Annotated in this window: 15 protein-coding genes and 1 tRNA gene; 9 read left to right on the top strand and 7 right to left on the bottom strand. The window is 55.2% G+C overall.

Annotation, left to right across the window (positions count from 1 at the left end; translation table 11 throughout):
- Positions 1–828: 828 nt before the first annotated feature.
- From xrtU to xerC, 8 genes are all read left to right on the top strand, one after another.
- Positions 829–2,658, top strand: a complete 1,830-nt coding sequence (xrtU, locus tag Poly59_RS07215; protein ID WP_146533439.1) for an exosortase U — start codon at positions 829–831, stop codon at positions 2,656–2,658.
- 259 nt (positions 2,659–2,917) lie between these two features.
- Positions 2,918–3,931: a GDP-mannose 4,6-dehydratase gene (locus Poly59_RS07210; protein WP_146533438.1), complete on the top strand. Its 1,014-nt coding sequence runs from the start codon at positions 2,918–2,920 to the stop codon at positions 3,929–3,931.
- Positions 3,932–5,040: 1,109 nt separating this feature from the next.
- Positions 5,041–5,664, top strand: a complete 624-nt coding sequence (locus tag Poly59_RS07205; protein ID WP_146533437.1) for a hypothetical protein — start codon at positions 5,041–5,043, stop codon at positions 5,662–5,664.
- Between the two features lie 317 nt (positions 5,665–5,981).
- Positions 5,982–7,505 (top strand): tetratricopeptide repeat protein, encoded by a 1,524-nt coding sequence (locus Poly59_RS07200; RefSeq protein WP_146533436.1) that lies wholly within the window; start codon positions 5,982–5,984, stop codon positions 7,503–7,505.
- 876 nt (positions 7,506–8,381) lie between these two features.
- Complete coding sequence (locus Poly59_RS07195; protein WP_146533435.1) at positions 8,382–8,849, top strand: endonuclease domain-containing protein; 468 nt, start codon at positions 8,382–8,384, stop codon at positions 8,847–8,849.
- 871 nt (positions 8,850–9,720) lie between these two features.
- Positions 9,721–10,800 carry a hypothetical protein gene (locus Poly59_RS07190; RefSeq protein WP_146534383.1) on the top strand — a complete coding sequence of 360 codons (1,080 nt, stop codon included), beginning with the start codon at positions 9,721–9,723 and terminating at the stop codon, positions 10,798–10,800.
- Between the two features lie 73 nt (positions 10,801–10,873).
- Positions 10,874–11,119, top strand: coding sequence for a hypothetical protein (locus tag Poly59_RS07185; RefSeq protein WP_146534382.1), 246 nt, complete (start codon positions 10,874–10,876; stop codon positions 11,117–11,119).
- A 156-nt stretch (positions 11,120–11,275) separates the two neighbouring features.
- The gene (gene xerC / locus Poly59_RS07180; RefSeq protein ID WP_146533434.1) at positions 11,276–12,184 is read left to right on the top strand and encodes a tyrosine recombinase XerC; all 909 of its coding nucleotides are present in this window, start codon (positions 11,276–11,278) and stop codon (positions 12,182–12,184) included.
- A 536-nt stretch (positions 12,185–12,720) separates the two neighbouring features.
- Here xerC and Poly59_RS07175 read toward each other — a convergent pair.
- The 5 genes from Poly59_RS07175 to rsfS form a co-directional block, all read right to left on the bottom strand.
- Positions 12,721–12,793, bottom strand: a tRNA-Cys gene (locus Poly59_RS07175).
- A gap of 144 nt (positions 12,794–12,937) precedes the next feature.
- Positions 12,938–14,437 (bottom strand): serine/threonine-protein kinase, encoded by a 1,500-nt coding sequence (locus Poly59_RS07170; RefSeq protein WP_146533433.1) that lies wholly within the window; start codon positions 14,435–14,437, stop codon positions 12,938–12,940.
- 490 nt (positions 14,438–14,927) lie between these two features.
- On the bottom strand, positions 14,928–15,302 hold the full coding sequence (locus Poly59_RS07165) for a hypothetical protein (protein ID WP_146533432.1): 375 nt from the start codon (positions 15,300–15,302) through the stop codon (positions 14,928–14,930).
- Between the two features lie 252 nt (positions 15,303–15,554).
- On the bottom strand, positions 15,555–17,534 hold the full coding sequence (argS, locus tag Poly59_RS07160) for an arginine--tRNA ligase (protein WP_146534381.1): 1,980 nt from the start codon (positions 17,532–17,534) through the stop codon (positions 15,555–15,557).
- A gap of 367 nt (positions 17,535–17,901) precedes the next feature.
- On the bottom strand, positions 17,902–18,414 hold the full coding sequence (gene rsfS, locus Poly59_RS07155; protein ID WP_246151460.1) for a ribosome silencing factor: 513 nt from the start codon (positions 18,412–18,414) through the stop codon (positions 17,902–17,904).
- Between the two features lie 145 nt (positions 18,415–18,559).
- On the opposite strand from rsfS, the gene bcp reads away from it, so the two are divergent.
- On the top strand, positions 18,560–19,027 hold the full coding sequence (bcp, locus tag Poly59_RS07150; RefSeq protein WP_146533431.1) for a thioredoxin-dependent thiol peroxidase: 468 nt from the start codon (positions 18,560–18,562) through the stop codon (positions 19,025–19,027).
- A gap of 110 nt (positions 19,028–19,137) precedes the next feature.
- On the opposite strand, the gene Poly59_RS07145 is transcribed toward bcp, so the two are convergent.
- On the bottom strand, positions 19,138–21,552 hold the full coding sequence (locus Poly59_RS07145) for a YidC/Oxa1 family insertase periplasmic-domain containing protein (protein ID WP_146533430.1): 2,415 nt from the start codon (positions 21,550–21,552) through the stop codon (positions 19,138–19,140).
- A 336-nt stretch (positions 21,553–21,888) separates the two neighbouring features.
- Complete coding sequence (locus Poly59_RS07140; RefSeq protein WP_146534379.1) at positions 21,889–23,367, bottom strand: sigma-54-dependent transcriptional regulator; 1,479 nt, start codon at positions 23,365–23,367, stop codon at positions 21,889–21,891.
- Positions 23,368–23,409: the final 42 nt, after the last annotated feature.

The raw sequence follows: 23,409 nt of genomic DNA, 5'->3' as shown, positions 1-23,409 counted from the left end.
ATTGGGCCACCTGGGGTGAATCGATATTGAAGTGACGTCAGGATCAACGTCCAATACGGATGCACCGATGCCCGACGGTCGGAAATCAGCACGTCTTTGCCGTAAGCTGGCCCCATCCGGCCTCCCTGCCGGAAAAACTTTCCCGCCGCTGCGCCTGTTCCCAGGAACCTGTTCCCTAAAACCTGTCGCCTAACACCTACTCCCTCGCCATGACTGAAAATTCACCATTGGCCGACGCTTCACCTCGGCCGGTCGCGTCGCTTGCTTGCTTGCGGAAGAAGGGCGTGTAGGTTTTTCGGTGTTGCTTGGCAACTACCTAATTCACCTCCCTGCGGGGAGGTCGGACGCTGTAGCGGCCGGGTGGGGCTTTGATGCGCGGATGCCCTCTCCTCGCTGACGCTCGACTCTCCCGGAGGGAGAGTGATGTTAGCGCACGTGAAATGGAGGGGTGAATAGGCGATCCGCATCAGGTTAAGGGGACGCGATGGAATTAGTGTGCGATTAGACACGATGAGTGTTCCAGTTGGTAGCATTTTGGGAACACTCATCTTCGCTAATCAAACACTAATTTCAGTGGACCCAGGGCAAATGGTCTTCATTTGATGACTATGGGCGTGAAGTGGGCCACCTGGGGTGAATCGATATTGAAGTGACGTCAGGATCGACGTCCAATACGCATTTACCGATGCCCGGCGGTTGGAAATCAGCACGTCTTTGCCGTAAGCTGGCCCCATCCGGCCTCCCTGCCCAAAAAAACTTTCCCGCCGCTGCGCCTGTTCCCAGGAACCTGTTCCCTAAAACCTGTCGCCTAACACCTACTCCCTCGCCATGACTGAAAACTCACCAATGGCCGACGCTTCACCTCGGCTGGACGCGACGACGATTAGACCGGCGGTTTGGGGATTGGTTGCTTTGACCTTGCTGGCGTTTGCGCCGCTGTGGTGGACGTATTTCACCTGGACCTGGCGGGATGGGCATTACCAGTACTTTCCGCTGTTGATTTTGATGATTGGCGTGCTGGCCAAGATGCGCTGGCCGGCGGCGGTCGAAGCCGCCACGTGGCCTCGGACATCCGTCTTGATGACCGGGGCCGGGGTGATTGTGGTGCTGGTGTTAGCGGCCCATTTGCTGAACAGTCCTTGGGTCGGCATCGTGGCGACGGCGCTGGCATCGTGCGTACTTACGTACGGACTTGTCGGTTCGGGCGGATTGTGGGTGATGGCCCCGGTGTTGGCGCTGTGGTTGCTGGCAATTCCCTTGCCGATGAACTACGACGACACGCTGATCTTCAAGATGCAGTTCTTCGCGAGTCAGCTTGCCAGTTTGCTATTGGATGGTGCCGGGATTCGTCACCTTCGCGAAGGCGTCGTGTTGATTACCGAAAAGTCGCAGTACATGACCGAGGAAGCATGCAGCGGCGTGCGATCGTTGTTTTCGTCACTGGCGGTGGTGGCGGTCTATGCGGTGGTTTCCCATCACCGGCTGGTTCGCACGTGTTTCAATTTAGTTCAGACCGTGTTTTGGGTCTTGATTGGTAATGCCATCCGCGTGGCTGCCTGTGTGGTGCTGGCCGATAATGTCAGTCCTTGGTACGCCAGCGGTGCCGGACACGAGATGTTATCGATGGTCGTGTTCGCGTTCATCTTGGGGATGGTGGCCAGCACCGATCAAATCGTCGGCGTGTTCTGTCAGCGTCAGCTGGGCATAGCCTGGTTCGATGAAGGGGATGATGAAATCCACGTCGAAGACGGGGGTGAAATGGTTGCACGATCGGGATTGCGATTGCCGTCGCTGCGGCGTCCTGAAGTGATGGGATCCGATGGCGAGATGAAAGAGTCACGTGCCGAGCGACTCGCCCGCGCCCGAGGGTTTCATGGCACGGACTCGATGGGCGACGACGGCTTGGAGCAGGCCGGTGGATTGCTGGGGGGGCTTTCACGCAAGGCTCTGATAGCCATTGGCGCACTCCTGCTGCCGATCATTGGGCTGGGGTGGTTCGCAGCGATGCGCGATCCCGATCAAGGGATTGTCTCGATGGATCAAATGCCGCGGTTGGCGGCGTCAACTGAAACCGATTTGCCCGCCGATTTAGCGGGATGGTCTCGTTCAGGTTTTCAGCATGTTGAACGCGTGAAGAATGGTCTGCAGGCTCCGGATTCGTACACCTGGGGGTTCCAGCGAGACGGTGTTCGAGCGGTTCTTTCCGTCGATTGCCCCTGGGCCGAGTGGCACAATTTGAATGTTTGCTACGTCAATGTTGGTTGGGTAACCTCGCCCGATTACTTTGTTGAATCACCGACCGATGTTCCGTTTAATAACCTGTCTTTCTCGGAATTAACGATGTCAAAAAGAGATGGTAGTTCGGGGTACGTAATGTTTACCGTCGTTGACCGCAATCGCAGTGAGATGCGTGACTTGGATTGGCGGGAGAGTCTTCTTCAACCAGTTCAGGCGGTCGAAATTCTAGTCGATAGCGTTTCCAGACGGTTCGGGTTCGGTGGGCCTATTCTGCCGAATCTTCCCGGCTCAACGATCCAGCTCTATTCGGATCGTTCGGGATCTTACACCGACGAACAGATCGCATCGCTGCAAGCCCTGTTCTTTGCCGCTCGTAAAGAACTTCTTGATGGGCCCCGCTGGGCCGGTGCTGCTCGGTAAGCTGACTGGATCTAGCGTCTAAACATCTGGTGAAATCAGAGTTTGTTTGTGTCTGATTTTATGGCGACGAACGTTGGATCGTTTGTTTTCGACGAACTCAGCTTGCTGAAGCAAACTTCCGTGTCCACGCCAGACAAAGACTATGCTGCCCGCTGTCGAGCCTGACAACTTTGTTTGGGCAAGAATCGTCGCTTTAACGTTGACGGCCACTTCGCACATTTGCGTCAAGCAATAACCCAAAAATAATCACCTGTAGATCATGACCGAATCGAACTCGCCATCCGCACTGATTACTGGAATTACAGGGCAGGACGGTTCTTATCTGACGGAATTGCTGCTTCGAAAGGGGTACACGGTTCATGGATTGGTTCGTCGTAGTAGTTCGATTTCGCGATTGCGTTTGGATCCAATTTTTCATGATAAGAGCATTTACAATTCGCGATTGTTCTTGCACTACGCCGATTTGGATGACGTAACGACGATTCGACGGATATTGAATAAGACGGCGCCAGATCAAGTCTATCATCTGGCCGGTCAAAGCCATGTTGGTGCTAGTTTTGAAATCCCCGAATCGACGTGTCAGTTCACTGCGATGGGGACGCTTAAGCTGCTTGAGATTTTGCGAGATTTACCCAAGTCGCCGCGATTGTTGCACATCAGCAGTAGCGAAATATTTGGCAGGCCTGAGACTGGTCCACAAAATGAGAATACGGCGATGAGACCCGTTTCGCCGTATGGTGTCGCCAAAGCCTTTGCGACCCAAATGACCCGGTTGTATCGCGAGTCGTTCGGTTTGTTTGCGGTCAATGCGATTTGCTATAACCACGAATCGCCACGTCGGGGCGAGTCATTCGTGACCCGCAAAATTACTCGTGCTGCCGCCGCGATTTCGTTGGGATTGGAAGACACGATACGGATGGGCAGCCTCGATGCACGTCGCGATTGGGGATATGCACCGGACTATGTCGACGCAATGTGGCGAATGCTCGATCAAGACTCACCCAATGACTATGTATTGGCAACCGGGACCTCACACAGCGTCGAAGATATCCTTTCGAGTGCTTTTGAAAGAGTCGGTTTGAACTGGCGCGACCACTATCAAGCTGATCCTCGCTTCATTCGCCCAGCTGAGGTCACAAATTTGGTGGGCGATGCTAGTCGTGCCCATGCCGATTTGGGGTGGAAAGCAACGACCGGCATCGATGGCATCGTCAAATCAATGGTTGATCACGATATTCAATTGTTGAGTAACGACAAAGCTTCGTCCCGCTAGACGCTGTCGCGTCGTGTCGTGCGAGTCGGGCCAGCAATATTATCAAGGCCACGGCTAAGCGTTTCGGTTTTGGTGATCCCACCCTGCCGAACCTTCCTGGCACGACCATCCAGCTCTACTCGGATCGTTCGGGGCCCTACACTGACGAACAGATTGCCTCGCTAAAGGCCCTGTTTTTTGCCGCTCGCAAAGAGTTGCTTGACGGTCCGCGTTGGGCTGGCGCTGCGGCCGCAACCGCCGAGTAGGAAGCGGGCGGATAGCGGCTTTCGCCGTCGTGGACAAGGCCACGAGTCTCTCCACTGCGAAGGACTTGTGGCCTCATCCACGACACGGAAATTGAGCTGACATCGACTTCTAGCTTGTCAGCGGAAGCGCTTTTTCATTCGGCGTTAACGGGCTCTGTGCCTTTTTTCGATAACCACGGTCAGCCCGGTCGACGGTGACTGCTCAAGTAACAGCATTGAAAATGATTTCATCCTCCCTCTGGGAGGGCCGCGAGGAACGAGCGGGGAGGGGATTCTCGACGGACGAATACTGCCCGTCTTGCCAGACGCCCCTCCCCGCGTCGTCGCAAGCTCCTCCGCGACCCTCCCCAAGGGAGTGTGAATTGAATTCGTCAGACTTGGGTAGATACCGATGCCCTCTGGGAGGGCATTGGTATCTACCTAAGCACTCTTCACCCTCCTTGGGGAGGGTCGGAGCCGAGGCACGAGGTTTCGGGGAGGGAGTTCGCGACGGACGAATACTGCCCGTCTTGCGAGACGCCCCTCCCCGCGTCGTCGCAAGCTCCTCCGCGACCCTCCCCAAGGGAGGGTGAATTGAATTCGTCAGACTTGGGTAGATACCAATGCCCACGGGGAGTGTGAATTGCTCGTACTGGAGCAGTCTCTTACGGGCCGATCCAGGCAAATGGTGGCTTTGGCCGGATGGGCCAGCCGCGTGGTCTGCAGCGTCTTTCTGCGTGGTCGTGAAGTCTTGGGCGATGAAGGTTCGGTGAAATCGGTCGTTGTCGCTCTGTGAACATTTGAATCCTCCGGTCAAATCGCCTATCTTATTGGCGTCGGAAGTTGGCGGCTTCCTTTCACTCTTTGCGACTCGGAGACCGGAACATGTTCAGAAGACTAGCCATAGCCGGATTGTTGAGCGTCGTGGGATGCTGTTGGGCCCGTGCTGACTTCATCGATTTTCGAAATGCATCGGGGACGACGACGTTCGGAGATACTATTGATGACAAAACCGCTGGAGCCAGTGGGTTGTCGGTAGTTGGCTTTCCCGGTCTTGAGCTGTCGATCATTGAAATTGCGGACAACAATCCCTTAGCGGCACCATCGGTCAATGCCAATTCTGGCAGCTTTGGTGTTGATCGGGCTGGAGCAGTCGGTACGACTGGCGATACCACGGACCGATTCGACGCGAACTTAAGCGAGTCGGTTACGTTGAGTTTCAATAGAGCGGTGACGGTTTCATCTCTGTCCTTCCAGAGCTTTGTTTCCGGAGAAGGCTTTGAGTTCGCGGGTCAGACAATCGCTTCGGGAACTGAGTTCATCTTTACGACTCCATTCGCACTCGCCGCTAATCAGTCATTTAAACTTGAAGCGACGAGCGGTTCGATTGGATTCGTTGGGATGGACGTAACCGTCACGGCCGTGCCGGAGCCTTCGGCTTTTGGCTTTGCATCAGTTGCTTATGCTGGCGTGTTCATTCAGCGCCGTCGGCGTCGGTCGTTGCGCTAGGTCGGCTCGGTGCTAGCACTTTACTAGTTCTTACCGGCGACGTCTTAGCTTGGGCATTCGCGCCAACGGCGTGACATTCCGAGGGCCCAAGTTCGCCCGCGCAGCTTTGGCTCGCCCAGGGTGCCTTGTTTGCGATTTGGCTCCGGCGAAGCATCGTGTTATGGATGTTGTGAATTCATAGGTGTGGCTGGTTGTCGTTGAAATCGGGGGGGACGGCGGATACGATGGGAGATCCAGACTTGCGATTTGGGATCATCGGGCTGCTTTGATTGGCGATGGTTCGCTGACGCTTGGACTTCTTACCCGACCTGGTTTCGATGAAACGTAATTTGTATCGAGTTCTGATCTATTCACCGGCGATCTTGGCGATCCTGGTCGTTGCTGGATTGATCGTTCGTGCGATGACGACTAGCGATGATATCGCGGTCGAATATCGGTTGGCGGCTCGTCAGGCGGTTGCGGACAAGGATTTGGAGAAGGCCAAGTTCTATTACTCGCGGTTGGTCGGTGCCGGTGACCGTGGCAGCGAACAGGACCAAATGAACTGGGTCTCGATCCTGGATGCGTCCGGGGATACTCAGGCGGCGCGAGAAATGTTGGACCGTTTGGCACCCGATGATTCGGTGGGGTTCGCATCGGCGCACCGGCAGAAAGCGATCATGTATGGTGCTGCGATTGCCAAGAACGGTACGAACAAGGATTTGGTCGAAAAGTTACAGTTCCATCTTCGCCATGGGGCTCGCGATGCCACGCCCGAGAATGACATTTTGTGGGCGAACTATCACTTGGCCGTCGAGCAGGTGGACGAGGCGGTCAAACGGTTCGAGTCGGCAGCGGGACGCAAGCCCGAGTTGTGGTTCGACATCAGCAATCTGTATCGGCGGCTGGGTCGCGAAGAAGACGCGGCTCGTGCCAGCACGCGTGCCGAGGCGTATGCGGTCAACGCGATCGGGTCGGATCCGATGGACAGTGCGCAGCGAGTGCGATTGTTGGCGATCCTGGCGAGTCAGAAAAAATTCGAACAGGTCGACGCGATCTTGAATGAAGGGTTGCGACTGACCGGCGACGATCCGGCGCTTCGTGCGATTGCATCCAATCTAGTTTTGATGCGGATGGAGCAGATTCCGGGTGATGATCCCAGTTCTGAAAATAGTGCCGATCGACAACGCATGGCGATGCTGTCGGAAGCCGCCAAGTTGAATCCGTCGAACCCGAATGTGTACAAGGTGTTAAACGCGTTTTATGCACGCAGTGATTCAGCGGACCTGCGTGCAAAATTTCGCGAGCAGCTAGAAACCTGGATCGCGGAAGGCCATACGGTTCCGCTGGCTCACTTTTCGCTGGGAAATCTGCTGTGGCAAGAATCTGATTCGCAGGGGGCAATCTTTCACTTAGAAGCAGCCTTGAAGGCTGATCCGTCGATGGCGATCGTAGCCAACAATCTGGCCTGGGTTCTGTGCCAATCGGACGACCCGGATTTTGAACGCTCGGAAAGCTTGATTCAGATGGCGATCGAGACGGCTCCGGACAACGCGTCGTTCGGTGATACGATGGCGATGGTATTGTTCAAGCAAAAGAAGTACGCGGAAGCATTGCCCTACTTTGAAAAAGTCTTGCCCAAAGCGACGGGCCAGAAGAAGGTTCAATTGCACGAGAATTTGGCCGAGGTCTATGACGCGCTGGGACAGCCGAAGATGGCAGAAAAGCACCGCAAGGAAAGCGGCCGGAAAGCCGAAGCGGAGACCGCCGAGAATGAAGCTAAGCCGACCGAAGCGGACGGAGACTCAGCTGACGCGGATCAGGCAGAGCCAACCGAGGCTGCTGCGAGTCCGGCAGAATAGTTCAGGCTGCCAGCCTGTTTTGACTTCGCAAATCGGACCGTTTGATTTCGCGGAGGTAAGGCCATGTTTTCGCCCGCGGATGTGCGAATGGACGCTAATTTCTAAAGGGAATTGTAAAACTCCGTTCGGGTTTGCGTTCGGGGACGCCCTCTCCTCGCTTAGGCTCGACTCTCCCAAAGGGAGAGTGAAGGTGATGATCGAAAATCGATATGCCTGTTGAACTTGAAAATGCGAGATTTTCAGGCTTTGGAATCTTGCCAACTTTTACCTCCCTGCGGGGAGGTCGGACGCAGTAGCGGCCGGGTGGGGCTTCCAATCGCGGACACCCTCTCCTCGCTTAGGCTCGACTCTCCCAAAGGGAGAGTGAAGGTGATGATCGTAAATCGATATGCCCGTTGAACTTGAAACTGCGAGATTTTCGGGCTTTGGAATCTTGCCAACTTTTTACCTCCCTGCGGGGAGGTCGGACGCAGTAGCGGCCGGGTGGGGCTTCCATTCGCGGACACGCTCTCCTCGCTTAGGCTCGACTCTCCCAAAGGGAGAGTGAAGGAGATGATCGAAAATCGATATGCCCGTTGACCTTGAAACTACGAGATTTTCAGGCTTTGGTATCTTCTCAACTTTACCTCCCTGCGGGGAGGTCGGACGCAGTAGCGGCCGGGTGGGGCTTGCAATTGCGGACACGCTCTCCTCGCTTAGGCTCGACTCTCGCGGAGGGAGAGTGAAGGTGATGATCGTAAATCGATATGCCCGTTGACCTTGAAACTGCGAGATTTTCGGGCTTTGGAATCTTCCCAACTTTACCTCCCTGCGGGGAGGTCGGACGCGGTAGCGGCCGGGTGGGGCTTACTCAGTCAGTGAAAGAGAGAAATTCCAATGAAACGACAGACGCCGAAGCAAACGCAGCGAGCCAAATCGCTGCGTGCAACACAAACCGAGGCGGAGGGTTTGCTTTGGAGCGTCCTGCGAGGAAAGCAACTTTGTGAAATGAAGTTCCGCCGACAGCATCCGATTGAGCCATTCTTTGTCGACTTCGCATGTGTCGCAGAACGACTTGTCGTTGAGTTAGACGGCGAATACCACGATTCTGTACAGCAAAAGGATCTACGGAGGCAGGAATACCTAGTTGGTAGAGGCTGGACGGTGATTCGATTTACTAACGAGGAAGTACTACGAGATGTCGATTCCGTTTTGATTGCGATTGCATCGAATGCGGGGATTCCCTTTTCGTTTCGCAACCGGACCAACAAGCGCAGTGGAATGTTGAGTGAAAAGAGTCCAAACACATCAATACCGTTGCCCCACCCGGCCGCTACCGCGTCCGACCTCCCCGAAGGGAGGTGATGATAGCAGTGCCCTTGGGAGAGTCGGAATCAGTATTGCAAGTGCTAGTGATCTGGATTTTCCCTCTCCTCGCTTCGGCTCGACTCTGCCAAAGGGGATTGGTATCTACGTAAGTTTTCTTCACCCTCCTTGGGGAGGGTCGGAGCCGAGGTACGAGGTTTCGGGGAGGGGATTCGCGACGAACGATTACTGCCATCTCGCCAGACGCCCCTCCCCGCGTCGTCGCAAGCTCCTCCGCGACCCTCCCAAGGGAGGGTGAATTGAATTCGTCAGACTTGGGTAGATACCAATGCCCAAAGGGAGAGTGAAGGTGATGATCGTAAATCGATATGCCCGTTGACCTTGAAACTGCGAGATTTTCAGGCTTTGGAATCCTCCCGTTTTTACCTCCCAGCGGGGAGGTCGGACGCAGTAGCGGCCGGGTGGGGCTTGCAATCGCGGACACCCTCTCCTCGCTTCGGCTCGACTCTCCCAAAGGGCATTGGTATCTACGCAAGTGTTCTTCACCCTCCTTGGGGAGGGTCGAAGCCGAGGCACGAGGTTTCGGGGAGGGGATTCGCGACGAACGAATACTGCCCATCTTGCCAGACGCCCCTCCCCGCGTCGTCGCAAGCTCTTCCGCGACCCCAAGGGAGGGTGAATTGAATTCGTCAGACTTGGGTAGATACCAATGGTCCCAAGCAGACGCCGAGCGGCGAAGTGTTTGGGCGGTTTTGTCTTTGCCGGAATTGCGGGTCGGGAAAGTTTTTCTGATTGCTTCAAGTTTGACGGTTGCCATCGCCGATCATCAGTAACGGGGGTGGGGATGACTTGCGCGGACTCTTAGCGCCTGCAAACCATCGTGAAACTTAAACTGACATTCGACTCGACCATCGGCGGGATCGTGCTTGCACTGGCAGCACTGATTTTGGGTGGCGGCTGTTCGATGTTTCCAGAAACGCGGCAGCGGGAATCGGTGCATAACCCATTCCCTCAGCTGAAGCGCGTTGCGATTCTGCCGTTCTATAACCAGAGCAACGAACCGACCGTGGACACGAATCTGGTCACGGAAAAGTACTATGCGGCGCTGCAGGCGGTGCCTGGTTTCGAAGTCTTGCCGGTGGGCGTGTCCAAAGCCCAGTGGCTGCGGTACGCGATGACGTACGGCGAACCGACAACGGGTGCCGACTTCCAATCGCTTGCGAAGTTGATGGGCGTCGAAGCGGTCGTGGTGGGCTCGGTCACCGACTTTGATGCGTTCTATCCGCCGCGAATGGCGATGACGGTCCAGTGGTACGCGGCGAACGACGGGTTTCACACGATCCCCGCCGGATACGGATTGCCATGGGGAACCGATGCGGAAAAGCAGATCCCCAAGCGGATCGCTCGCGAGGCAGAATTCGAACTCGCCCGCAGCCAACTTGCCACCCAAACTCCCACGCCCGCGGCGGTTGGCGTTCCGTCGCTGCCGGTGGAATCGGCCAGCGGCGAGTACGTTGGCGAATTCGGAACTGAGTTTCCTGCGGATTCCGCAGATGAGTACACCGGCGAATATGCAGCCGAGTTCACCGAACAGTATCCGGGCGAATTTGCTGGCGACGGATTTGTCTTTGATGGTGACCAGTTCGTCAACGAAGAAATCGCCGCGCCGATGCCTGCCGATTGGCCCGACGCGACCGACTTCATTCCCGACCCGCCATCGCCGGTTCGGCCGACTGTGATTGCTAGCACGGAACCGGTCCTGATGCACACCAAGATCTACCGCGGTGATGACCCTTATTTCACAAAACGCTTAGCAGACTTCGTTGAAACGGGCGACGATGCACGTTCGTCCGGTTGGCAGGGTTACCTAAAACGTAGCGATGATTTCATCTCTTTCTGTTGTCAGCTTCACATCATGGAGATGCTTGAATCTCGAGGGGGTGCGGACCAAAGCGACCTCATCTTACGCTGGCCACTGAGCCGATACTGAGCAACGGCAGGCTGGGTAAGATCTCGGCGTGCCGGTAAGCCTGGTCGCCTCTCGCTTTTCGGACATGGAAGAAATGGATACTGAAATCAACGTTCTCGCACTGGTCAAAGGTGAAGAACGTTTCATTTTTCTTTTTGACGACCACAATCGTGATGAGACGCTGCGCCAGTTGGCGCGATTTGCGGCGGATCCCGAGTTGGACTTTTCGTGGTACGACGCAGCGATGCTGAGTCGCAAGATTCGCGATGCCGTGCCAACCGAAGACGATCTGCTGGCCAGCGAAGACTTCGATAGCTTGTCGATCGAAGACTTCCACTAGTGGCTTGTGTCCGCTTCGTTTTCGGGTAGAGCGGGATCATGTTGAGGATCCCGAATCCCAGAGGATCTGTCACAAGGTCTGCTACGGTTTTGGGGCGTTGGTCTTAACGATGCGTCCTAGCCGCAACGACATTCACTTCATCTAGCGGGTACGTTGATGCGTCGATCGATCGCACATTTCTTGACGTACTTGGCATCCGAGCGGAATGCTTCGGACTTGACGATCAAGGCTTACCGCGAAGACTTGTTCGGATTGGTCGATTGGTTAGAAGCGACGCACGGCCGAGTGCCCAATCCGGGGACGCTAACGCCTCAGGATCTGCGCGCCTATCAAGCCGCGCTCCAGCAAGCTGAATACGCCCGCACCACGATCTCTCGCAAGCTGGCGTCGCTGCGCAGTTTCTACAAGTTTGCGATGCGTGAAGGCATTGCCACTAGCAATCCAGCCAAGCCGCTGCGTAATCCGCGTCGGCAACGCAAACTGCCGCACGTGTTGACCAATGACGAGGTCGGCCGACTGTTGGTGACGCCTCCGGGCGGTGATGCATCGGGACTTCGTGATCGAGCGATTCTCGAAACGATGTACTCAGCCGGTTTGCGGGTCAGCGAACTGGTTGGGCTGCGCGATGGTGACGTCGATGCTGATGAACAGATCGTCCGCGTCCGCGGTAAGGGCCGCAAGGAACGGATCGCACCGATGGGATCGTACGCTCTGAAAGCGATTCGCAAGTACGAGCAATGCCGCGTTCGTGATCCGAAGACGGAAATGTTAGGCCGCGAGGCACCAGTGTTCGTCAATCGCTTTGGCAACATTCTGACCACCCGTAGCATTGGCCGGATGTTGGAAAAGTACATCGGTTTGGCACAGCTCGATTCGCGAACGAGTCCCCACACCTTGCGACATAGTTTCGCGACTCATCTGTTGGACCGCGGCGCCGACATACGCAGCGTGCAAGAGTTGCTGGGCCACAAGAGTTTGGCGACGACCCAGATCTACACGCACGTCAGCGCGGCGAATCTGCGTCAGGTGTACGAGAAGGCTCACCCACGGGCTCAGGTTTCCTAACGCGCGAGTGTGAGAACGTCGGGCTTAGGACATTTAGTTTTGGCGATGTTTACGAACGCGAATTCACTTTCCCTTGGGCATTGGTATCTACCCAAGTTTGACGAATTCAAATTACCCTCCCTTGGGAGGGTCGCGGAGGAGCTTGCGACGACGCGGGGAGGGGCGTCTGGCGAGAGGGGCTGTATTGGTCCGTCGCGAATCCCCGCCCCGAAACTTTCCTCTCCCCGAAAGCTAATACCTCGGCTCCGGCCCTCCCCAACGAGGGTGAAGAAAACTTGGGTAGATACCAATGCCCGAGGGAGAGTCGAGCCTAAGCGATCAGAGGGGCCCGGTTAGTCGGCTGTGGTTCGACAACGCGGCGTTCACGCTCCAACTGATTTGCGTTTCAAAATCATTTCGGGCCGGGATCGAACTGCGGTGGGCGCTGATCAGGAGAGCGGTAAAGCGACCGTTGCTGGCAGTCAGCGAGCGGCAGTCCGCTAGGTGGCATCCGAGCCGAGTTTAAAACTCATCTGGCTTGTTTCACCCAAAGAAAGAGGCGACGGTGGGATTCGAACCCACGAATAAAGGATTTGCAATCCTTCGCCTTAGCCACTTGGCCACGTCGCCTGCTGATGATGCGAAAGTTAGAGAAAGACTGGCGATCAGTCAAGAACGGTAACTTCGCGTGAATCTGGCCTGTGTACCAGATATGACGTATTTATCGGGCTAGACGCACGCAGACTTTACCAAGATCGGCAGAAACTTTTTCGCCTAGTACGTTCCCAAGGGGCGTCGTTCGACGCCGGCGAGCAGTTGGATCAGAGTGGTTCGCAATTCGCGGACTTTCAAGGGCAGCGGCAACAGTTTGCGGTTCCCGCCTCGGCGGGCCGATGCGATCAGGCTGGTTTGCCGCCGGTCGACTAGCAGAATCGACGGAATCGATGCCGTGTGCTCGTCGGAACCGAACTTGTTGAACGCTTCGACCGCCAAGCTGCCAAGCTCAGAGGCTCCGAACACGACACAGTCGGCGGGTGCGTCATCGTCAGGATGGAATCGATCGAGTGCGCGGTTGGGATTCGAAATCACCAGCACTCGATAGCCTCGCGATTTTAGTCTTTCTCGCACTGCGTTTTGCAGGGCCGCTTTGGATTCGACCAACATCACGATGTAGCCCTCGCCCTCGTTCGTCGGGGGCTCTTCATCGGTCACATCGCTGGGTGCGGATGGGTCATCCGACGTCCGCCGCGAGCCACCGCTTTCGAGAATTTGCATGGCCTTTTTGACTTCGGCCTGCAACGCAGCGGCTGACTGGATTCGTTTGTCGGGGTTGAATTCAAGAGCCCGCTGGACGACTTGGTTGGCGACGCCGGGGACATCAGGAACGAGTTCGTGCAGGGGAACAATCGATTGAAATCGCGACACGTTCAATCGTTGCAAGCGGTCACGCGTTTCAGTCAGCGCCGGTACACCCGCCAACATGTGATAAAGCATGTTGCCGGCAAAGTAGACGTCACTGCGCGGGTCGTCTTTGCGAACACCGGTGCCCCGTTCCAAAGCCGCATAGTCGATCGCCCGAGCGTTGGGGCAATCGGCCATCTTTTCCGGATTGTTTCGGTCCGTCAAAGCAGCTAAGCCAAAGTCCACCAGCTTGGCTTTGCCGTCCGATGAAATCAGCACGTTTGACAACTTCAAGTCACGGTGGGCGATACCCAACGAGGCGGCGTAGGCCAATCCCGAAGCGATTTCGTACATCAACCGCAGCGCCAAATCCGCTGGCAGTTTGCCTCGGATGCGCACCAGGTCTCGCAGTGTTTGTCCTTCGACGAATTCCATCACCAAGAACGGATTTCGCGTATCGGGAATGACGTCCAAAATATTGACGATGTGCGGATGCCGCAATTTCAGTCCCATCCGGCCTTCGCGAAGGAACTGTTCCAGTTCTTTCATTTCATCGCGAAAACGTTTGCGCAACACCTTCACGGCGAACACTTCGTCGCCTTTTTGGGCGCGGTAGACGCGCGCGAACGTACCGGCACCGATCAGGTACAGGACTTTGTATTCGCCATAGAAGTATCCGCCACGATCGCCTTTGAGAATTTTTTCGGTTTGCAGCGTGGTGACCAAACCGTTGCGCTGAGCGACCTTGATCATGTCTTCAAGGGTGTGCTCGCCGACGCCCAGTTCGTTGATCGCTTGTTCCACCGATCGGTGATCGGCAAGTCCGAGGTCACTGATACGTTGAGCAAAGAGTTGGGGGCTGATATCACTCATCACGAACCAAAGACGCTGTAAAGTAAGTTAGATTCTGGACCCAGCCAGCGGATCGGGACGCCGCATGCGGTGGGATGGGCGATCCGAAGGGCCGCACCTACCAACCAACAGTTTACACAGAATCGGGAGGATTCGGTGGCAAAAGCGGCGGTCTTAGCGTTCGCAGCAGGGGAGGCGGCAACACCGGCGGCATTCCGTACCACTGGTAACGGTTCTGACGACCGCGCAAGTTCCGTTTTGTCTCGGTGCGGGTGTCCTTTTGTTAGATGACGAACACGCGACAAGTCGTTTAAATCCTCACCTCGCAAGCGAAAGATCATGCCGGACAAACGTGGGACGTTTTTTGGCAGTGCAGTTTGTGCAGGTCGTTGATTGCACAAAAAAAGGGATGCCAGTTTTCTGGTATCCCCTTCGCTTGATCTGCAAGATCTCTGCATGACCATTGTTAACAAGTGGTCGGCATCTCGTTCGTGGATGCTGCTTTCGCCAACTAGTCCATCAACTGTTCGAGTGTTGACAGGGCCGATTTGGCTTCGGCAATGCCGCCAAGTTCAGCGACCAATTGCTTGACCTTTAGTAGCGAATCGACAGATACATCGCCGCTGGTCTTTCCCTTTGCGGCGGACTTGGTTGGACGTCCAACTGCTCGCACCGACTTGACCGAACCTTTAGGGCGACCGGGACGGCCCGCTTTCTTCTTGCGCTTTGACGTCGAAAGAATCGTGCTAACGAATCCAGCGCTCACGGCGACGCCTTTCTTGCCCAGATCTTCAGCGATTTGCTTGGGCTTCAGCTCAGGGTTGCTCTTGCTGTAGTCGCGGATCGCTTGTGACTTGTTGGGGCCGCCAGTCTTTTTCTTTGCCATGGTGTTCCTACCTTTCCGACCGACAACTCGGTCTCCGATGAATTGAATCAAACCTTTGTCATCGACTCGAAGTCACAAAATCGAAGCTACCAAAAGCATCAACTGACTTGCAGATCAGCAGTTATTAGGGGGTGCTGAAACGATGAACCAAACTGAAACTTACTAATCACAGTTGAGGTGATTGTTTAAGTTACGTGCTTTGCGCAAATTGTCAATGCGTTAGATGGCTTGGTAAGTATCTGTCCGATTGATTTACATCCGTGGCACAACATTGACACCTAAAAGGTTCAGTCCTTTATTCAGCACTCGGCCGCATAGCGTGACAAGCATCAGTCGTGTCGCTTGGATGGTTTCGGATTCAGCACGCAGTACATGGCACTGTTCGTTGAACTTTGAATACACCTTTGACGTTTCAAGCAAGTATTCGACCAACATGTTCGGTGCATAGTCTTTATGGACGGCAACGATGGCTTCTTCGAACTTCAACAGCATCAAAGCCAGGCTTCGTTCGGCGGGATGAGTGAATTCAACCCCGTGCTGTTTGACCAGTTCTAGGACGTCGGATTCGGCTTTTTCGGCTCGTTCGAGAATTTTTTGAGTGCGAGCGTATGAGTATTGGACATAGGTCGAAGTGTTTCCTTCCAACGCAACCATCTTGTTCAAATTGAATCGATAGTCACTGGTGCGATGGTGCCCGAGATCGGCAAATTTGATCGCGCCAATGCCGACGATTTCAGCAATTGATTCTTGTTCGGCTTCATCCATGGGGGGATCAAAGTTTTCTAGCCGATCAGGATTGCAAACGACTTGCCGGGCGCGGTCCACGGCCCCATCGAGCAAGCTTTCAAGACCTGTTAGTGAACCGCTGCGAGTCTTCATGGGTTTTCCATCTTCGCCCAACACCGTTCCAAAGTTGACGTGGACCAGCTTGATATCCGACATGCCCAGTCGATCCGCGACGGCGAACAGCTTTACAAAGTGTTCACTTTGGCGAGTATCAACGACATAAACGATTTCGGAAGGATGGAACGTATCCAACCGGTACTGCAAGGTTGCCAAGTCGGTGGTGGCATACAGATAAGCACCGTCCTGTTTTTGCACGATCATCGGTGCATCAAAACCGTCGAGGAACACACAAACCGCGCCGTCGCTTTTCGAGGCGAGTCCCTTGGCTTCGAGTTGCTGGACAACTGGCCCCAACATCGGGTGATAGTAGCTTTCACCAAGCGTATGGTCGAATTGAACGTCCAGTCGATCGTAGATGCGGTTGATTTCGTCCTTGCAATGTGGCAGAAACTTTTCCCACAACGCTAAGTTTTCTTTGTCGCCTTGATGAAGCTTGGCGGTCTCTTCCAATACGGCAACGTCGACCTTGGGGTGCTTTTCAGCGTCAGCCAACAACGCTGGGTCGGACGTCACGCCGGTAATTTTTTCGTCGAGTGAATCCAGATCGTCGTTTAGCCCGGCGAGTCGCCGCTCGACGGCACCTACTAATTTCTTTGCACTTTTTTGTGCTTTGGCGTCCGCTGATGTCAATGCTGATTTTGCGGCAACGAGTTCGGCTTCGGTTTCAGTGATCGCGGCTTTGGTTTTCGGAACAGCAGCGAGTGCTTTGCGATACTCAATCAACTGATTGACATGGCGATACAGCTTCGACAGCTCAGGCACTGGGTTCGATTCAACGGTGGCCGGATCACCAAAGTGCTTGTACCCGTAGATGATGATCCCGAATTGGGTGCCCCAGTCACCGAGGTGGTTATCGGTGATCGTGTTGTAACCCAAAAACTTTAATGTTCGCGCCAGTGCATCGCCGATCACGGTGCTGCGGATGTGGCCAACGTGCATGGGTTTGGCGACATTCGGGGACGAGAAGTCGATCACAATGTTGTCACCCGACGCGACTTTGGTGACTCCGCATCGCTCGTCGCCAAGCATCTTTTGCAATTGCTCGCACAGAAACGTGTCACGAAGCTTAAGGTTGATGAAACCGGGGCCGGCGACTTCGGGAGCTTCGCAAAAGTCTAAGACGTCGAGTCGTTCGACCAAGGTCTGGGCGAGTGTGCGCGAATCTTGCCCGACTTTTTTGCAAAGCGGCATCGCAGCGTTGCATTGATAGTCACCATGTTTGGGGTCCGTGGTGGCGCGGATCATGGAGGCAAAGGTTTCCGGATCGTCGGTCAGATCTTTGATCGCGGCGACGAAACGTTCTTGCAACAATTGCGGGATGTGCATAATGCGACCTGCGGCTTTTTGTGGACTCAACCAAACTGGTTTTAGGATCGGGCGAGAAAAAAGAGTCCGACCCCTTTTGCCGGGAACTGGCCCTTTGGGTGCTTCGCACAAAAGGGGTCAGACACTTGTTTTCTGCTCGTTCTTTAGGAAGGTTTTAGCGATTCGAAAGACTATCGAAAACCGCGAGCGACCGAGTTTGATGAGCCTATTTTCCCAAACCGAGTCGCTGAAAAGGAAAGCCTAGCCTGCCCGAGCTGGCTGATTGGCCACACGGATCTGTGGTACTAGCGCGCGTCAGGTGATCAAAGGCGACCGAGACCGATCGCAGATTCGGTGACCACCGAGCGGCGGTTTGACGAATGCGAACTTACTTGGTTTCGGTCAGGCCAAGGTCGGATAAAGCGATCGGAGTTCCGTCGGCCCAAAGCGATTCGAGGTCATAGTAATCGCGAGTTTCTTCGTCAAACAGGTGAATCACTACGCTGCCATAGTCCAGCACGATCCAGCGGCTGTCCTCGTAGCCTTCAATCCCTAAACGTTGGTCGCCTAGTCCTTTTTCGAGCGCATCGTCAATCTGTTCGCTGATCGCGTGCAGTTGCCGGCGGCTGGTACCGGTAGCCAGTACAAAGAAGTCGAACTCGGCTGATTGGGCACAGACGTCGATGACCATCACGTCCGAGCCATTGTTTTCAAGCGCAACGCGAGCAGCTTCGGTCGCCAATTTGCGGCCCTCGTCCGTCCCTAGCGGGCGAATCGCACGCGAAGGATTGACCATCGGGTCTTCGTAAACTGGTTTTTTGCGTTTGGCAGCAGGGGCGGCGGCAGATGGAGCCGATGAATCGGCTGGATCAGGCGTCGAGGGGGTGATATTTTCGCTCATAGTCGAGAGTCTAGTAGATTTACCGGTGCTGTCACGCACCTATGTGGACGGAAGTTTTCGAGCAAACGCGTGAGTAGACGGTTCGCTATCCTTTTGGCAATGATGGTCCGACCCATTTCACTACTCAAAACTGGGAAAATAATTGATGGCAGATTGGATCGAACCGGGCGACAAAGCACCTGCGTTCACCTTGGCCGACGACACGGGAACTAAGGTAAAACTAAGCGATTTGAAAGGAAAACCGGTCGTTGTCTACTTCTATCCTCGCGACGATACGCCGGGTTGTACGAAGGAAGCCTGTGCGTTCCGTGACCGTTTTGACGAGCTGTCCAAGCTTGGGGTTCACTTGCTTGGGGTCAGTGCCGATACGGCGGCGAGTCATGCAAAATTTCGCGAAAAATATTCTTTGCCATTCCCTCTGTTAGTGGACGCGAACCATACCGTCAGCGAAAAATATGGTGCCTATCGCGAAAAAAACATGTATGGCAAGAAATCGATGGGCATTCAGCGATCGACTTTCTTGATCGACGCCGACGGAAAAGTTGCCAAGGTTTGGAAACGCGTCAAAGTTGATGGGCACGATCAACAGGTGATCGATGAGTTGGCGAAGTAGCTTATAGGTTACAGGATACAGGTACTAGGTATTAGGGAAAAAGAGTGTAGGAAGACCGTCGCGGATCGCTCTGCCCTGTCCGCTAAAACCTAATCCCTAAAACCTAAATCCTATTTCTTCGGTCGTTTGCGTTTGTTGGGGCGATCAAAGGTCGGTTCGGGTTTGTTGACCTTGTTCTTGATTTTGTCGACGAGCGTTTCTTGCTTTGCGGACGCCTTGCCGGTTGTTGGTACGGCGGTGCCTTCTAGCATCGACGGGTCAAAATGCGACTTCTTGGGCAGCGTTTTCTTGACAAAAATCCGCTCGCCGATTCCCCACAAGCTGCTGGTGATGAAGTAGATGCACAAACCGGCTGGGACGCGGAAAAAGAACAGCCCCATCATCAGCGTCATGACGTTCATCATTTTTTGAGTCATGGCGGTCTGTTCATCGGTGGCCGGCGGCATGAACAGTTTTTGTTGAGCCAAGAACAGGCCGACAACCAGGACCGGCAGAATATTGAAGTACGGCCCCAACCATCCGGTACCACGACCAGCAAAGTACTCCATCATCCAGTCGCCCCAATAACTCAGCATGTCGGGGCCAGCCAGGTTCGATGCCCAGTCGGATCCGCTTACGACGGGCTGTTGGCGAAGTTCGATATCGACTGACAGTGCGCGGTAGAGCCCGATGAAGATTGGCAATTGCAAGAACATTGGCAAGCAGCCGGCCATCGGGTTGAAGCCGACGCGTTTTTGCAACTCGCGTTGGGCCTTCATACGGCCCTCCATGTCGTCCTTGTACTGCTCGCCGATTTTCTTCAGTTCGGGGGCAAGTTCTTGCATCTTTTGCGCGTTCACTGCGGCCTTGCGGCTAAGTGGGAACATCGCACCACGGACAATCACCGTCAACAGAATGATTGCGAGAGCGTAGTTGCCAACACCCGATAGCACGTGTAGCAGGCTGCCGAGCAGTTTTGCAAAACGTTCGAACCATCCGTAATAGATGAATTGGCCCAGTTGGTAGGGCTCGAGAACCTCAGGGTCCTTGGGGCCGGCAAACAGTTGCAACTCTTGGCGCAGTGATCCACCGGCCGGCACCGTCGCGATAACGCTGTCCAGGATGAACGAGCAATTGACGGCCCGCTCTTGGTTCTTGGGGATTTCAAGCGGATCTGCCACGACGCCGGCGACACAGCGGCGGAATGTCGTGAACGAGGTGCCTTCGGCCGGCGGAACATACGCCACGGCAAAGTACTGGGCATCAACACCGATGTAGCGAAGGTTCTTGGCGTCGTCGTCCAAGTCGGGTGCGAAGATCGATTCGTACGGATTGTTGGGCGTCTTTTTGGCGGTCTTCAACAGGTTGTAGCCGCTTAGCAGTTCGTGGCTTTCGGCAACGGTGTTGTAGACCACGTCGCGGGCTGCGGCACCCGAGAAATTGGGGCTGATCTTATTGCTGTACCACCAACCTTCGAGCGTAACACCATTGGGGCCTTCCAACCGATAGGCGAGGTCTTGAGGTTCGTCGGCCAAGTTGTCGACCTGCAACGTCATGTCGATCGAGTAGTCGGCGGGCGAGACAACGTAGGTGCGTTTGAGTCGGACCGGTTTGCCGCCAACCGATTTCATCTCTGATGCCGACAGTTCGACTTCCAAAGTCAGAGCTTGGCTGTCGCCGGCAGCGATGTCTTCGGATTCGCGCCTGCTCCAGACCAAATCGGCTGGGCTTTCGAATCCGGGGATTCGGTTGTCGCCCAGTTCGATGCTCTTGCGATTCACTTGGCTCAGCAGCATCAGGCACGATTGACGCGACAGATTTCCGGCAACTTGATCAACACCACCATCTTTGGCCAAGCGGACCACGTCGAGCGGTTGCTCGGTCAGTGATGCGGACAGAGTTTGCGAGGTTCCGCCACGGACAATTTCAATGTCAACATCGTCTCCGGGGCGTGTTCCAAGCACGGCATCGTCGATGGCCCCGCGTGTGGCAACGGGCGTTCCGGCTACCGATGTGATGATATCGCCGACTTGTAAGCCACACTCTGCTGCGGGCGTGCCTGGGCCAACCACATTAACAATGGCTCCGTCGATTTCCATGGCAGCTTCGGCGGCCAGATATCCCAAATAGCCATGGCGAATATCGACACGGCGATATTTCAAATTGCCGTCCTCATTTCGCTCGGTCAGCTCGATTCGCTCAATCCCGCCTCCCCGCGTGTTGACTGTGACAAGCATGTAGTAGCCTGAATCAGCGGCCATCGATCCCAACGTGATCCACTCGGCTTGTTCGGATCTTTCGGGATCAGAGTTTTCGGAATCAGACTCATTGCCCGCCAGTTTTTCGGGGTCTGTGGTTTCAGAACTTGATGGTGATCCCTCTTTTTCAAGGTTTTCCGCACCGTCGACCAGCAGATTGCCAGCCGGATCGACCATTTCAGCAGCAGGCGGCGCAACGGGCTGAGGGACGAACTTCGCCCTCAACATCATGTAAACCAAGAAAAACGCTGTCGAAGAGACGATGAACGTAAGCAGACGACGTTCCACGATCGATCCCGAGGGGAAGTGAGATAGCGAGAGGCGAAATCGAAACCGAGTCCGCAAGAATCCAAGCGGCTATTCTGCCGACAACCCTTATTCTTGGGAAGGCGAGCGGATTCGTCCCGGCTGTGGTACTGGGGGGCAACCTGCGTGATCGCAGCATCGATGTGCATCAAGATTTGCTGAGCTGTGTGAGCAAGGGATGCGCGTTTTGCGGTTCCAAAGCGTGATTGTCTGCTGCTCAGCCGGTGCAGCGAAACGCACAATCGACCGACTCAAAACGTTTACCACTTTTTGAGTCAACTTTTCAGGAACCGCGAACTGAATCAACTTGTTGCGAATCTAGGTGTTGCGAACCTGCGAAGCCTCAGCGGTTGAAGCGGTTGAAGCGGTCGATTCGTTGGGACTGGACTCTTCGAACCTTTCTAGCAGTCGGTACAGTTTGCGGCGGTGAATCCCCAATCGCCTCGCCGCTTTGGCTTTGTTGCCGTTTTCTCGGGCAAGGACGTCGAGCACGTGCGACTTGGCGATGTCGTCGAGGGTCGGAATGGATCCCCCGGGCGAAGCGGCTGAAGCGACTTTCGCGACATCCAGCCCCGCTGTGTGTGAACCGGTCTGGATTGCCGGTTCGGGCCTCGGTGCGTGTCCGGGGCCTAGCGATCCGCCTAGTAATACTTCGGCGGGCAGTTCGTTCAGCGTGATTTCGTTGTCGTCCGCCAAGATAGTCGCGCGCTGTATCACGTTGATCAGTTGACGAATGTTCCCGGGCCACGAGTACGCGGTAAGTGCGGCGCGAACTTCGGGGGCCACACGCCAGGACGCGGGCACGTAGTGATCAATCAATCGCTCAATGTCGCCTTCGCGTTCACACAGCAGCGGCAGTTGCAGCGGCAACACATTGATTCGGTAGAACAGGTCTTCGCGGAAATTACCTTTCTCGACTTCGCTGGTCAGGTCACGGTTGGTTGCCGCGATTATCCGCACGTGAACGGTTCGTTCCTTGGCCGAACCGATCCGCCGCATCGAACCGTCTTCAAGGACACGAAGCAGTTTGGGCTGCAGGGCGAGCGGCATTTCACCAATTTCGTCGATGAACAATGTTCCACCATCGGCGATTTCGAAGAGTCCAGGTTTTTCAGCCGTGGCGCCGGTGAAGGATCCCTTTTGATGGCCGAACAGTTCGCTTTCGACCAACTGTTCTGGCAAGGCCGCGCAGTTGATTGTCACGAACGGCTTGTCTCGCAAAGGACTGTTCTGCTGGATCGCGCGAGCGACCACTTCTTTACCCGTTCCGCTGGCGCCCTGGATCAAGACCGGTTTGTCAGTGGGCGCAACCTTTTCAATCATCCGGGCGACCGCTCGCATTGAACCGCTTTCACCGATCATCTGAAGCGCCGGTCGGCTGCGTGAAATGACGGCCTTCAATTGCTCGTTTTCACGTCGCAATTCACCTCGCGTGCGGGCAAGCTGACAATGATGTTCAAGGTCGCCAAGCGAACATGGCTTTGTCATAAAATCGCAGGCGCCCATCTTCATTGCCGCAACGGCCGATTCAATGGTGCCCTGGCCGGTCAGGATGATGACTTCGATATCGATGGATGCCTGTTGGACTCGTTGCAACAGTTCGATGCCTGACATCCCAGGCATGTTCATGTCGAAAACTGCCACATCAAAGTGTTGGCTTTCGCACAGCCCGATCGCCTCGGCACCGTTGGATACGGCGGTGACTTTATGCCCTTTCCGCTGCATCCATCGCGCGCACGTGTCGCGAAAATCGTCTTCGTCTTCAACTAGTAGCAACTCAATCGGTCGGTCTGACATTTCGCATCCTTCGGCTTGCTTAGCAGCCCGTCGCGGGCCGCA

This window comes from Rubripirellula reticaptiva, assembly GCF_007860175.1.
Taxonomy (GTDB): Bacteria; Planctomycetota; Planctomycetia; order Pirellulales; family Pirellulaceae; genus Rubripirellula; species Rubripirellula reticaptiva.
The sequence above is the reverse complement of the archived record's forward strand: the minus strand, read 5'-3'. Positions and strand labels throughout refer to the sequence as shown.